General features: G+C 62.0%; 10 protein-coding genes. 5 read left to right on the plus strand and 5 right to left on the minus strand.

Annotated elements, in window-relative coordinates:
- Positions 1 to 7: 7 nt before the first annotated feature.
- Positions 8 to 1,357 (minus strand): gluconate:H+ symporter, encoded by a 1,350-nt coding sequence (locus T3A99_RS18950; RefSeq protein WP_107321826.1) that lies wholly within the window; start codon positions 1,355 to 1,357, stop codon positions 8 to 10.
- A 345-nt stretch (positions 1,358 to 1,702) separates the two neighbouring features.
- Between T3A99_RS18950 and T3A99_RS18955 the strand changes: the two genes are divergently transcribed.
- Positions 1,703 to 3,148: a SulP family inorganic anion transporter gene (locus T3A99_RS18955; protein ID WP_173406528.1), complete on the plus strand. Its 1,446-nt coding sequence runs from the start codon at positions 1,703 to 1,705 to the stop codon at positions 3,146 to 3,148.
- 129 nt (positions 3,149 to 3,277) lie between these two features.
- Positions 3,278 to 3,487: a DUF2788 domain-containing protein gene (locus T3A99_RS18960; protein WP_047230243.1), complete on the plus strand. Its 210-nt coding sequence runs from the start codon at positions 3,278 to 3,280 to the stop codon at positions 3,485 to 3,487.
- On the opposite strand, the gene T3A99_RS18965 is transcribed toward T3A99_RS18960, so the two are convergent.
- The 4 genes from T3A99_RS18965 to T3A99_RS18980 form a co-directional block, all read right to left on the minus strand.
- Positions 3,482 to 4,048, minus strand: a complete 567-nt coding sequence (locus T3A99_RS18965) for a pseudouridine synthase (RefSeq protein WP_160893474.1) — start codon at positions 4,046 to 4,048, stop codon at positions 3,482 to 3,484. The genes T3A99_RS18960 and T3A99_RS18965 overlap by 6 nt on opposite strands.
- Positions 4,049 to 4,205: 157 nt before the next feature.
- Positions 4,206 to 5,705, minus strand: a complete 1,500-nt coding sequence (amn, locus tag T3A99_RS18970; RefSeq protein WP_160893475.1) for an AMP nucleosidase — start codon at positions 5,703 to 5,705, stop codon at positions 4,206 to 4,208.
- Positions 5,706 to 7,089: 1,384 nt separating this feature from the next.
- A complete protein-coding gene (locus tag T3A99_RS18975) occupies positions 7,090 to 8,739 on the minus strand; it encodes an acyl-CoA dehydrogenase family protein (protein ID WP_047229515.1) in 1,650 nt (549 codons plus the stop codon).
- Between the two features lie 74 nt (positions 8,740 to 8,813).
- Positions 8,814 to 11,198: a hybrid sensor histidine kinase/response regulator gene (locus tag T3A99_RS18980; RefSeq protein WP_047229514.1), complete on the minus strand. Its 2,385-nt coding sequence runs from the start codon at positions 11,196 to 11,198 to the stop codon at positions 8,814 to 8,816.
- Between the two features lie 313 nt (positions 11,199 to 11,511).
- On the opposite strand from T3A99_RS18980, the gene T3A99_RS18985 reads away from it, so the two are divergent.
- From T3A99_RS18985 to hemL, 3 genes are read left to right on the plus strand one after another with little or no spacing between them, the layout of a single operon-like run.
- Positions 11,512 to 12,309, plus strand: coding sequence for a hydroxymethylpyrimidine/phosphomethylpyrimidine kinase (locus tag T3A99_RS18985; protein ID WP_076383510.1), 798 nt, complete (start codon positions 11,512 to 11,514; stop codon positions 12,307 to 12,309).
- Between the two features lie 16 nt (positions 12,310 to 12,325).
- Positions 12,326 to 12,952, plus strand: a complete 627-nt coding sequence (gene thiE, locus T3A99_RS18990) for a thiamine phosphate synthase (protein WP_047229512.1) — start codon at positions 12,326 to 12,328, stop codon at positions 12,950 to 12,952.
- 24 nt (positions 12,953 to 12,976) lie between these two features.
- Entirely contained in the window at positions 12,977 to 14,260 is a 1,284-nt protein-coding gene (gene hemL / locus T3A99_RS18995) for a glutamate-1-semialdehyde 2,1-aminomutase (protein WP_160893615.1), read from the plus strand.
- Positions 14,261 to 14,291 lie beyond the last annotated feature (31 nt).

Below are 14,291 nucleotides of genomic sequence, written 5' to 3' on the forward strand. Positions count from 1 at the left end.
GCTGCGATTAAAGCAAGCGCGCAAGTCCTAGGGTCAGGCCGAACGCAACCAGGGAGATCAGCGTTTCGAGTACGGTCCAGGTCTTGAAAGTTTGAGTGACGGTCATATTGAAGTATTCCTTGATCAGCCAGAAGCCGCCGTCGTTGACGTGGGAAAAGATCACCGACCCGGCGCCGGTGGCCAGCACTAGCAGCTCGGGATGGGGATAGCCCAGACCGATCGCCACGGGGGCGACGATACCGGAGGCCGTGGTCATCGCCACCGTGGCCGAGCCGGTGGCGACACGCATCAGGGCGGCGAACAGCCAGCCCATGACCAGTGGTGATAGTTGAAATTCCTGGGCCAGGCCGACGATTTGTTGAGTGACCCCGGCGTCCACCAGGATCCGGTTCAAACCACCGCCAGCGCCCACCAGCAACGTAATACTGGCCGTTGGCGCCAGGCATTCATTGGTGAACTTGAGGATCGACTCACGGTTGAAGCCCTGGGCAAGGCCCAGCGTCCAGAAGCTGAGAAGGGTCGCCAGCAGCAAGGCAATCACCGAGTTGCCGATGAACAGCAGGAACTGATTGAAGCCGCTACCCGGCTCGGAGATCAGGTTGGCCCAACCGCCGATCAACATCAGCACCACCGGCAACAGGATGGTCCCCAGGGTTATCCCGAAACCTGGCAGATTGGCGCGGGGTTCGCGGTCGAGGAATTGTCGCGCCAGCGGGTTATCGTCCGGCAGTTGGATGCGCGGCACGATGAACTTGGCATACACAGGGCCGGCAATGATCGCGGTAGGAATACCGATCAGGATCGCGTACAGCAAGGTCTGCCCCACCGAGGCCTGGAACGCCTGCACCGCCAGCATCGCTGCCGGGTGCGGCGGCACCAGGGCATGCACCACCGAGAGACCGGCGACCATCGGCAACCCCACCATCAGGATCGACACGCCCACGCGCCGGGCAATGGTGAACGCGATGGGCACCAGCAGCACGAAGCCGACTTCGAAAAACAACGGCAGCCCCACCAGGAAGGCAATACACACCATCGCCCAATGGGCGTTGCGCTCGCCGAAGCGCTCGATCAGCGTTTGCGCCATGCGCTCGGCCCCGCCGGACTCGGCCATCATCTTGCCGAGCATCGTGCCCAAGGCCACCACCAGCGCGATGTGCCCCAGGGTCTTGCCCACGCCCGCCTCATACGCCCCGACCACACTGGACGGCGGCATCCCGGCCAGCAGCGCCAGGCCAATGGACACCAGCGTAATGACAATGAACGGATTAAGCCGATATCGGGCGATCAAAACGATCAGCGCAATGATGGCGATGGCCGCGTAGACCAACAGCCAATAACCGAATGCAGGGGCCATGCGTTACTCCTCGAATGGGGTCACGTCGTTGTGTTTGTGAAACTCATAAATCATTTCGAGGAGCAATCTTCAAACGTACTGAAAGTAATTTTCGTACACAGACAAGAAATGTCGCTGACGGACATCGCTCACCACCTGCCATGTAAATTCAGCGCAGGATTTTCATCCCTGGCCGTCTCCCGTGGCGAGGAAGCGTGCGCCTTGCGCACTGCGAAGCCGCCCCGAAATCATCCACACGACGACCAACCACTGGCCGCACCGCACTCAATTCCGTACCATCCCCACCCTGTTTTTGCACCACGCCCACGGCAGTCGACTCTCAGGCGCTGCCCCGCCAGGACAATCATGAAACCAGCACGTCTTCGCGCCGACGCCCTCGCCGGCCTCACCACTTCTTTTGCCTTGCTGCCCGAATGCATCGCGTTCGCCCTGGTGGCTCATCTCAACCCACTGATGGGGTTGTACGGCGCTTTCATCATCTGCACGCTGACCGCGCTGTTCGGCGGGCGGCCAGGCATGGTGTCTGGCGCGGCGGGATCGATGGCCGTGGTGATTGTCGCGCTGGTGGTGCAACACGGCGTGCAATACCTGCTGGCGACTGTGCTGCTGGGCGGGTTGATCATGATGGCGTTCGGGCTGTTGCGGCTGGGCAAACTGGTGCGCATGGTGCCGCACCCGGTGATGCTCGGTTTCGTCAACGGCCTGGCGATCATCATCGCCCTGGCGCAACTGGAGCACTTCAAGAGCGGCGAGACCTGGCTCAGCGGCGGCCCGTTGTACCTGATGATCGGCCTGGTGGCGCTGACCATGGCCATCGTCTACCTGTTGCCACGCCTGACCCGCAGTGTTCCGCCGGCCCTGGTGGCGATCCTGGGGGTTGGCCTGGCGGTGTACTTTTTCGGGCTGCCGACCCGCACCCTGGGTGATATGGCGCATATCGCTGGCGGCCTGCCGGCTTTTGTCTGGCCGGACATTCCCTGGAACCTGGATACCTTACGGATCATCGCGCCCTATGCGGTGGTGATGGCGATGGTCGGCCTGCTGGAAACCCTGCTGACCCTGAACCTGACCGACGAGATCACCGAGAGCCGCGGCTACCCGGACCGCGAGTGCGTAGCGTTGGGCGCGGCCAACATGGCCTCCGGACTGTTCGGCGGCATGGGCGGTTGCGCAATGATCGGCCAGACCGTGATCAACCTGAGTTCGGGCGGGCGCGGCCGGTTATCCGGCGTGGTGGCCGGGGTGATGGTTCTGCTGTTCGTGTTGTTTCTGTCGCCGTTGATCGAACGCATCCCATTGGCCGCGCTGGTAGGCGTGATGTTCGTGGTGTCCCAGCAGACCTTTGCCTGGGCCTCGCTGCGGGTGATCAACAAAGTGCCCGTCAATGACGTGTTGGTGATCATCGCGGTGACGACCATCACGGTATTCACTGATCTGGCCACCGCCGTGCTGTGCGGCATTATCATTGCGGCGCTCAACTTTGCCTGGCAACAGGCCCGGGAACTGTATGCCGATGCGCATCTGGAAGCGGACGGCAGCAAGCTCTATCGCCTGCACGGCACCCTGTTCTTCGCCTCGACCACGCCGTTTCTCAACCAGTTCGACCCGGCCAACGATCCGTCCCAGGTGACCCTGGACTGCCGTCACTTGAGCTTTGTCGACTATTCGGCCATCGCGGCGCTCAAGACCCTGCGTGAACGCTATAGCAAGGCCGGCAAGCACCTGCGGGTGTTTCACTTGTCCGAACGCTGCAAACAGATGCTCAAGCGGGCCGGTGTCCACCACGACTGAAGAGAACACCGCTGCGTCAGCCCAGGCGATGAATAGCTGCGACACACCGTCGCAGCCCAATCCTTCGCCCTCTTTCCATGCCGTATACTCGCCCCGCCTTTTCAACCTCGCCCACGCCGGAGTGTTTCGATGGATCCTGTGGTTTTCGAAGAGTGGATGATGACTGGCCTTGTCAGCATCCTGATCATTTTCATGGGTTTCATCGTCTGGGATCTGGCGAAGAAGTCCAAGGCCGGGCGTTTTGGCTCGTTCATCCTGTTTTTTGTGCTGGGACTGGGCGTGGCGGCATTCGTCATCAAGAGCGTGGTGATCGGCCTGATCGAGACGGGCACCTTATAAACGCGCCGGCACTTCCTTCCACTGTCCCTGATCCAGCCCTTCAAGCGTCCAGTCACCGATCCTGACCCGCACCAGACGCAATGTCGGCAAGCCCACCGCGGCGGTCATGCGCCGTACCTGACGGTTGCGCCCTTCGCGAATCACCAGTTCCAGCCAACTGGTCGGCACGCTTTTACGAAAGCGCACCGGCGGGTTGCGCGGCCATAGCTGCGGCTCATCCAGTTGCCGCGCTTGTGCGGGCAAGGTCATGCCGTCGTTCAGTTCCACGCCAGCGCACAGTCGCTGTAATTGCTCGGCACTGGGCTCACCTTCTACTTGCACCCAATAGGTCTTGGCCAGTTTGTGTCGGGGGTCGGCGATGCGGGCCTGCAACTGCCCGTCGTTGGTGAGCAGCAGCAACCCTTCGCTGTCGCGATCCAGCCTCCCGGCGGGATAAATGCCGGGCACGTCGATAAAGTCCTTGAGCGTCGCCCGCCCTTGATCGTCACTGAACTGCGTCAGCACATCGAAGGGTTTGTTGAACAGGATCAGCCTCGGCTCGGCCGGCGGGGCCTTGGCCACACGACGCGGGGCGGATGCGGGAGGTTTCGCGCCAGGGCGGCGGGAAGCGGGACGTGGCGGACGAGGCATGGCAAACACAACATCTAACGGTCTGGGCCGACCATGCTAGTGGCCCGACCGTTAAATAACCACTGCCCCTTCAACCGGGATCAGTTCATCAGCGGAACGGCGGCTCGTCGAAGCTGCGCAACTTGCGCGAGTGCAGCGAGTTGAGTTCGTTGCGCAACAGGTCCAGCGCCGCGATGCCGATCTTCAGGTGCTGGTTGACCGCCCGTTCGTAAAACGCGTTGGCCGAACCCGGCAATTTGATCTCGCTGTGCAGCGGTTTGTCCGAGACACAAAGCAACGTGCCGTACGGCACACGCAAGCGGTATCCCTGAGCGGCGATGGTGCCGCTTTCCATGTCCACCGCCACGGCGCGGGACAGGTTGATCAACGGACGCTCCTGAGCCCAGCGCAATTCCCAGTTGCGGTCGTCGTAGGTCAGCACAGTGCCGGTGCGCAGGCGTTTCTTCAGCTCGTCGCCCTTTTCACCGGTGACATTGGCCGCCGCTTGCTGCAAGGCCATCTGCACTTCAGCCAGGGCCGGGATCGGAATATTCGGCGGCACGACCCGGTCGAGGATGCCGTCGCGACGCATGTAAGCGTGGGCCAGCACGTAGTCGCCGATGGTCTGGGACTGCCGCAGCCCACCGCAGTGACCGATCATCAGCCAGCAGTGGGGGCGCAGCACGGCCAGGTGGTCGGTGATGTTCTTGGCGTTGGACGGCCCGACGCCGATGTTCACCAGCGTCACGCCGTGGCCGTCGCTGGCCTGCAGGTGATAGGCCGGCATCTGGTAGCGGTGCCAGACCACGCCCGCGGCGATCGCCGAGGCTTCACCGTGGTCCATGCTCTTTTCGATGATCACGTTGCCCGGCAGGACCATGCGCACAAAACGCGGGTCACTGCGCAGTTGCTCCAAGCCATGGACAATGAACTGATCCACATAACGGTGATAGTTGGTCAGCAGGATCCACGGCTGCACATGGCGCCAGTCGCTGCCGGTGTAATGCACCAGCCGACGCAGGGAAAAGTCCACCCGCGCCGCGTCAAACAACGCCAGCGGCAGCGGGTCGGTGTTTTCCCAGTCGTAGAGGCCGTCGGCAATGCCATCGGTGGCGGCCGACAGGTCGGTACTGGGGAACACTCGGGCCAGCACCGCGGCAGTCACACCGGAGCCGGCCAGTTCATCACCCTGCTCCACCACGTAGGGATAGGGAATGTTCTGCTCGCTGACACCCACTTCGACGGTGACGGTAAAGTCGTGCATCAGCGGGACCAACTGCTCCAGCAGGTATTTACGGAACGCAGCCGGATGGGTGACGGTGACACTGTAGGTGCCCGGCAACTGGACCTTGGCGTAGGCGCGGGTGGTTTGCGGGACTTCGCCATGGCAGTGATAGGTCAGGCGCAGGGCGGGATAGCGAAACAACGCCCGCTGTTCGGCATCCGGCTCGATACGATCCTTGAGGTACCGCTTGAGCGCCTGGTTCAGCGCAGTGGTCGCACGCTCGTGCAGGGCCGCCAAACGATCCACGGCTTGTTCGGCGGTTTGAACGACAATAAACGCTTCGGTCACGATCAGCTTCCTGTGTTCTGACTTGCAGGCCTTCATCTTGCCTGCATCGTCGGCCGACGGGAACAGTGGCGTATTGGGCGCGATCGATCATCCACCACAAATCCCCATGTAGGAGCGAGCCTGCTCGCGATAGCGCTGTATCAGTCACCAGAGATGTGAATGTGCCGCCGCCATCGCGAGCAAGCTCGCTCCCACCCTTGATCACCACCAGCCGCAGATTCTTCACTCGCCGCAGATCCCCTGTGGGAGCGAGCTTGCTCGCGATAGCGCTGTGTCAGTCAGCAAAGCTGTTGAATGTGCCGACGCCTTCGCGAGCAGGCTCGCTCCCACCCTTGATCACCACCAGCCGCAGGTTCTTCATTCACCGCAGATCCCCTGTGGGAGCGAGCCTGCTCGCGATAGCGGTGTATCAGTCAGCAAAGATGTTGAATGTGCCGACGCCATCGCGAGCAAGCTCGCTCCCACCCTTGATCACCACCAGCCGCAGATTCTTCATTCACCGCAGATCCCTGTGGGAGCGAGCCTGCTCGCGATAGCGGTGTATCAGTCACCAGAGATGTTGGATGTGCCTACGCCTTCGCGAGCAGGCTCGCTCCCACCCTTGATCACCACCAGCCGCAGATTCTTCATTCACCGCAGCTTCCCTGTGGGAGCGGGCTTGCTCGCGATAGCGGTGTATCAGTCAGCAAAGATGTTGGATGTGCCTACGCCATCGCGAGCAAGCTCGCTCCCACCCTTGATCACCACCAGCCGCAGATTCTTCACTCGCCGCAGATCCCCTGCGGGAGCGAGCCTGCTCGCGATAGCGCTGTGTCAGTCAGCAAAGATGTTGGATGTGCCGCCGCCATCGCGAGCAAGCTCGCTCCCACCCTTGATCACCACCAGTCGCAGATTCTTCATTCACCGCAGATCCCCTGTGGGAGCGGGCTTGCTCGCGATAGCGGTGTATCCGTCAGCAAAGATGTTGGATGTGCCGCCGCCATCGCGAGCAAGCTCGCTCCCACCCTTGATCGCCGCCAGCCGCAGATTCTTCATTCACCGCAGATCCCCTGTGGGAGCGAGCTTGCTCGCGATAGCGGTGTATCAGTCAGCAAAGATGTTGAATGTGCCGCCGCCATCGCGAGCAAGCTCGCTCCCACCCTTGATCGCCGCCAGCCGCAGATTCTTCATTCACCACAGATCCCCTGTGGGAGCGAGCTTGCTCGCGATAGCGGTGTATCAGTCAGCAAAGATGTTGAATGTACCTACGCCATCGCGAGCAAGCTCGCTCCCACCCTTGATCACCACCAGTCGCAGATTCTTCACTCGTCACAGATCCCCTGTGGGAGCGAGCCTGCTCGCGATAGCGGTGTACCAGTCACCAGAGATGTTGGATGTGCCTACGCCTTCGCGAGCAAGCTCGCTCCCACAGGTTCGGCGTTTAGAAACCTTGGGGCGTGGAGCGTGTCACGATGGCCTCGACATTCAGGCCTCGGGGCAAGGCGCCGTATGCCCGGCCAGCCGAACCCAGGCGGCTGGCGATGAAGGCATCGCTGACGTCGCTGTTGCCCGCTTCCAGCAGCAGCTTGGCTTGCAGGCCGATGGCGATCTCTTCAGTCAATTGCCGGGCGCGGTACTGGATGTCAGCGGTATCCTTGAACGCCGCCTGCAACCGATCGATGTGGGCAGCCAGGCGTTTGTCGCCGTGGCCGTCACCCAGCTCGGTGAACAGCACTTCAAGCACGCCCGGTTCCTTGGACAGGGCCCGCAACACATCCAGGCACTGTACATTGCCGGAGCCTTCCCAGGTCGAGTTCACCGGTGCTTCACGATAGAGGCGCGGCAGGATGCTGTCTTCGACATAACCCGCGCCGCCCATGCATTCGGCGGCTTCGTTGATCATCGCGGGGGCGCGTTTGCAGATCCAGTATTTGCCCACCGCAGTCACCAGCCGCGCGAACTTGGCCTCGTGTTCGTCACTCAAGTGGTCCAGCGCCCGGCCCATGCGCAGGCTCAGGGCCAGGGCGGCTTCGCTTTCCAGCGCCAGGTCGGCCAGCACGTTTTGCATCAGTGGCTGTTCGCTCAACAACTTGCCACCGACCTGGCGATGCGCGCAGTGATGGCTGGCCTGGGTCAGGGCCTGGCGCATCAGAGCACTGGAACCGACCATGCAATCGAAGCGGGTCATGGCGACCATCTCGATGATGGTCGGCACGCCTCGCCCTTCCTCACCGACCATCCAGGCCAGTGCACCACGGAATTCAACTTCGCTGGAGGCGTTGGAACAGTTGCCCAGCTTGTTCTTCAGCCGCTGGATATAGAACTGATTACGGGTGTCGTCCGGGCGATGGCGCGGCAGCAGGAAACAGCTCAGGCCCTTGTCGGTCTGGGCCAGGGTCAGGAAGGCATCGCACATCGGCGCCGAGCAGAACCACTTGTGGCCCACCAGCTCATAGGCCTGGCCCGGACCGCTGGCGCCCACCGGATAAGCCTTGGTGGTGTTGGCCCGCACGTCGGTGCCGCCCTGCTTTTCAGTCATCGCCATGCCGAGGGTCACCCCGGCCTTGTGGGCCATGCCGACGTTTCGCGGGTCGTACTCGGTGGCGAGCGCTTTGGGCACCCAGAGCTCGGCCAGGTCCGGTTGCAAACGCAACGCCGGGACGCTGGCGAAGGTCATGGTCAGCGGACAACCGGTGCCGGCTTCAGCCTGGCTGTGCAGATAAGTCATCGAGGCTCGGGCGACGTGGGCGCCGGGTTGCGGCTGGGCCCATGGCAGGCTGGGCAAGCCATGCTCGACGGCGGTGCGCATCAACTGGTGGTAAGCGGGATGGAATTCCACCAGATCGATGCGATGGCCGTAGCGGTCGTGGCTGGAAAACACCGGCTTGTTCTGGTTCGCCAGAAACCCCGCTTCCATCAGCGGCCCGCCGGCCAGTGCGCCATACGCATCGATCCGCCCTTGCGCCCAACCCGCACCAAAACGCTGCGACCACTGTTGCAGCGGCAGGTCGATGCGATAGAGGTTGGCGCCATCCAGGGACGGTGGCTGATTGGTGACCTCGTGGGTCTCGGCGAACTGGTGCAGGTTCATGATAGGGCTCCTTGGTCGGCCAGCAGAGGTTCAGTTAAGCACCGCCCCAAGGTCGAACAAAGTGTCATACCCGCCTAAATATCGGCGCTTTCACCCTGTTTTGGACAAAGTACCCGCCGTTGCAGAATCGTGCGCAACACCTCGAATTTCACCGGTTTGCTCAGGTAATCGGTCAACGCGCCCGACGTGCAGCGCTCGTGATTCGGATTGGGACTGACCACAAACACCGGCAGGTCCTCGCAGCCGGCGAGCGTACGGATCTGACAGCAGACCGACACCCCGTCCAGCGGTGGCGACTGGCAATCGAGCAGCACGGCATCAACACTCTCGCCCTGCAGCATATCCAGTGCCGCGCGGCCGCTGTCGGCGGTACGCACCCGGTAACCGAGCTTGAGCAACATGCCGCGCATCACCAGCAGATCAATGCTGTTGTCGTCAGCCAGCAACACCGTGCAATCCTGGGGCAACCGCGCGCTTTCTCGCGGGCTGAACGAAAATGGCGTGGGCGCCTCCACGGGCACGGCCATTTCCACCTCGACATCCAACTGGAATCGGCTGCCGCGACCGGGTTCGGAGGTGTGAGTCAGGCGTCCGCCCAGCAACTCCACCAGCTGCCGACAGATCGCCAGCCCCACGCCGAGACCGCCGTATTCCCGAGTCATGGAACCGTCCAGCTGGAAGAAGCGCTGGTACAAGCTCGCCTCTCCAAGGTCCGTGAAACCAATACCGGTGTCGATCACGGCAAAGGACAGCACCAGCCGATCGAGCCCCGACGGCCTGCCACTGACCCGCAGCGCCAGGCCCCCTGTACGGGTGAACTTGACGGCGTTGTCCAGCAGGCATTCCAGGCATTGAGCCAGCTTGCCACTGTCACCGATCAGCCGGTCCGTCAGGCCGGGTGCCACGTCGACCTTGAAATCCAGGCTCTTGACCGCCGCATTGGCACCGAACTGCACCTGCAAGGCGTCGACCATCGCCCGCAGACTGAACGGCGCCGGGTAGGCCTTGAGCTTGCCGGCCTGCAACTCGGTAAGGGTGAGGATGCCGTTGACCATGCGCATCATGTCCCGCGCAGAACCTGCGGCGGTCTGTTGATACTGGGTCAGCTCCTCATTCATTTCGACGGTTTCCATCAACTCCAGCGAACCGATCACGCCATTCATCGGCGTGCGCAGCTCATGGGTCAAGGTGGCGAGGAATTCATCCTTGAGTTTGTTGCCATGGGCCAATTGCTGGTTGAGCACTTCAAGTTTCTGCCCGGCGTCGAACAGCGTCTGGGCCTGCTGCTCGCGCATGGCATTGATACGGTCGGCCAGGGCCAGGGACAACAGCGCTACTTCGATGGCCGAGCCAATCTGGCTGGCGTACATGGTCAGGAATACGTTCGGCAGATAACCGAGCACCATCATCGTGTTGACCACGCCCCCCAGCAGAAACGCCGACCAGGCGATGATGAAATAACGCGCCACCCGCAGGCCACGCCACCAGGCGAACAGCCCGGCGGCGAAAATCACCACGGTAAACACCAGCGCCAATGCCGTCGCCAGGCGCAAGGCCAAGGCGTAACTGGTCATCAGCGACAGGCCCACCACTACCGCGCTGTAGGCGATCAGCGCCAGCAGCAGCCGGTCAAGCCAACGACTGTGTTGAGCGGTTTGCAGGAAGCTGCGCGCAAACTGGCTGCCGAACAGACCCGCACAGCCGATGAAAAAGGGTGTTGCGGCATTGGCCCACCAAGGGTTGTCCGGCCAGAAATACTCCACGGCCGCTCCGTTGACCGACAACTGATACAAGCCGAACGAGGCGATATAAACGATGTAATAAAGGTAACTGGTGTCCCGCACGCTCAGGTAAATGAACAGGTTGTAGACCAGCATCCCCAGCAGTACGCCATAGATGGTGCCCAACACGTACAAGCGCACAGGTTGTTGCTCAAGATAGGCCGTGCTCGACCACAACGTCAGCGGCGCCTGGATCGAACCCTGGCTTTGCAGGCGCAGGTACACGGCCTGGCGTTGTTCAGGTTTGAAGTCCAGGCTGAACAGGTAGTTGTTCTGGCGAATTTCACGGCTGGCGAACGGCAAGGCATCGCCGGTCTGGCGAACCAGGCGATACGCCCCGGCGCTGTCAGGCAGATACAAGTCCAAATGGTCCAGCGGCGGATAGGCCAGCTCCAACAACCAGGTGCGTTGGGCGTCCGGATTGCCGGGACGGTAGTGCAGGTCTATTTTCAGCCAGAATGCCGAGCGCGAATAACCAGCGTTCAGCGTGGCTTTGTCATGGGGCTTGAAGTGACCCGCCGCGGCCTCTGCCAGGACATCGTCGATGGTGGCCGTACCGTGGGTGTCTTCGAACACCTGCAGGGCATGACCCAAGGGCAGGCTTTGGGTGAATTCATCGAATTCGAGGGCGCTTGCCAAAGCGGGCAAGCACAGCAGCAACATCAGCAAATAGCGCATTTAAGCCCCAGCGTGGCCTGTCCGGTTGAATCAGGAAGCCCCCCATTCCCTGAGTAGACGTAAAACCGGCATTACCTGTTATTGGTTGGATCCATTTCTAGCATAGCCGCTGATGGCCAATTTGCACCATTGAAATTTTTCCTACAGATGGCTCTAGAACGGGCGTTCCAGCGCCAAGCATTGAGATAGAGCTGTTGCTTTGGTCAGGTCGGCAACGGGTGGATCAAAAGCAATCATCAGAGCAAGCAGTCCAGCATAAAACCCTCAGAGTCCGACCACCGACAAAACAGGTTTGGTGGTAAGCTCGCGCACCATGAATATCTACAGCTCTCGCCCCGTTGTCCTCTGTCTCTCCGGCCACGATCCCAGTGGTGGCGCCGGTTTGCAGGCAGATATCGAAGCCCTGCTCGCCCAGGGTTGTCATGCCGCCCCGGCCGTTACCGCGTTGACCGTGCAGGACACGGTTAACGTGAGCGATTTCCGCGTGCTCGATCGGGAGTGGGTGCTGGCGCAAGCCAATGCCGTGCTCAACGATTCGCAGGTAGCGGCGGTCAAGCTGGGGATGCTCGGCTCACTGGAAATGGTCGACACGGTGGTCGAACTGCTGCAGGCGCACCCGCACTTGCCCATGGTCTGCGACCCAGTGCTGCGAGCCGGTGGCGGCGGACGATTGGGCAAGGATGAAGTCGGCTACGCCATGCGCGAACGCCTGTTACCCCTGGCAATCATCGCCACCCCCAATCTGCCGGAAGCACGCATCCTCGCCGAACTGCCCGAGGGCAGCGCCGATGAATGCGCCGAAAAACTGCTGCCCTTCGTCAAGCACCTGTTGATCACCGGTGGTCACGGCGACGAACATGAAGTCCACAATCGCCTGTACAGCCGCGATGGTCGCCGCGAAACCTTCACCTGCCAGCGCTTGCCCGGCAGCTACCATGGTTCCGGCTGCACCCTGGCCAGCGCCCTGGCTGGACGACTGGCCCAGGGCGAACACCTCGCCAGCGCGGTCAAGACAGCACTGGATTACACCTGGCGCACCCTGCGCGATGCCGAACAGCTGGGCAAAGGCCAGTTCGTCCCGCGTCGCCTGCCGCTGGATTTCTGCTCGTAGCTCCGGAGGCTGTGGAATGAAACTACGTGGCCTTTACGCCATCACCGATAGCCAACTGCTGGCCGGCAAATTCCTCGCGTATGTGCAAGCGGCACTGGAAGGTGGCGTCACCCTGCTGCAATACCGTGATAAAAGCAGCGACGAAGCCCGCCGCCTGCGCGAAGCCGAAGCGCTGCGCAATCTGTGCGAGCGCTACAAGACCCGATTGATCATCAACGACGACGCCGAACTGGCCGCGCGCCTGGGCGTCGGCGTTCACCTGGGCCAGACCGATGGCCCGCTGGCGCCGGTACGGGCACTGCTGGGGCGCGACGCAATCATTGGCTCCACCTGCCACTCCAGCCTGGAACTGGCCGAACAGGCAGCCAGCGAGGGCGCCAGCTATGTGGCGTTCGGACGCTTCTTCAACTCCAACACCAAGCCCGGCGCACCCAGTGCAAACCTTGAACTGCTCGACCAGGCCCGGATCAAACTGCATATACCGGTGTGCGCCATCGGCGGCATCACGCTGGACAACGCCGCCCCGCTGGTGGCTCACGGTGTCGACCTGCTGGCCGTGGTCCATGGTCTGTTCGGCGCCGACAGCCCCCAGGAAGTGACGCGCCGCGCCCGTGCCTTCAACGATCTGTTGCAGATCAAATAATTTTTCGATTTCGAGAGCCCAACCATGTCCCGTTCCGAAACCCTGTTTGCCAATGCCCAAAAGCACATCCCCGGCGGCGTGAACTCCCCCGTTCGTGCGTTCAAGAGCGTTGGCGGCACCCCGCTGTTCTTCAAACACGCCGAAGGCGCGTACGTGACGGACGAAGATGACAAGCGCTATGTGGACTACGTCGGTTCGTGGGGCCCGATGATCCTCGGCCACAGCCATCCGGACGTGCTGGAAGCGGTGCGCAACCAGTTGCAGCATGGCCTGTCCTACGGTGCCCCGACCGCCATGGAAACCGAGATGGCCGACCTGGTTTGCTCGATCGTGCCGTCGATGGAAATGGTGCGCATGGTCAGCTCCGGCACCGAGGCAACGATGAGTGCGATTCGCCTGGCGCGGGGCTTCACCGGTCGCGACAGCATCATCAAGTTCGAAGGCTGCTACCACGGCCACTCCGACAGCCTGCTGGTCAAGGCCGGATCCGGCGCGCTGACCCAAGGCGTACCGAGTTCGGCCGGCGTGCCCGCAGCGTTTGCCAAGCACACCCTGACCCTGCCGTTCAACGACCTCGAAGAAGTCGAGAAGATGCTCAGCGAAGTCGGCCAGGAAGTGGCCTGCATCATCGTCGAGCCTGTGGCTGGCAACATGAACTGCGTACCGCCGGCGCCGGGTTTCCTCGAAGGCCTGCGCAGCCTGTGCGACCAGCACGGCGTGGTGCTGATTTTCGACGAAGTGATGACCGGTTTCCGCGTAGCCCTCGGCGGCGCCCAGGCCCACTACGGCGTGACACCGGACCTGAGCACCTTCGGCAAGATCATCGGCGGCGGCATGCCGGTCGGTTGCTTCGGCGGCAAGCGTGCCATCATGGAATGCATCGCGCCGCTGGGTCCGGTCTACCAGGCCGGTACGCTGTCAGGCAATCCGCTGGCCATGGCCGCCGGCCTGACCACCCTGCGTCTGATCAGCCGCCCGGGCTTTCACGCCGAGCTGACCGACTACACCACCCGTCTGCTCGACGGTTTGCAGATTCGTGCCGACGCAGCGGGCATTCCGTTCGTGACCACCCAGGCCGGTGGCATGTTCGGCCTGTACTTCAGTGGCGCCGATGACATCGTGACCTTCGAAGATGTGATGGCCAGCGACGCTGACCGCTTCAAGCGTTTCTTCCACCTGATGCTCGACGGTGGCGTGTACCTGGCACCGAGCGCGTTCGAAGCCGGCTTTACCTCCATCGCCCATGGCGAGGCCGAGCTGAAGATCACCCTCGACGCAGCCGAGCGGGCCTTCGCCGCATTGAAGTAAGCCTGTGGATAACTGACGCCGGCTGACGCTG

The sequence above is a fragment of the Pseudomonas sp. N-137 genome (assembly GCF_034555295.1).
GTDB classification, from domain to species: domain Bacteria; phylum Pseudomonadota; class Gammaproteobacteria; order Pseudomonadales; family Pseudomonadaceae; genus Aquipseudomonas; species Aquipseudomonas rhizophila.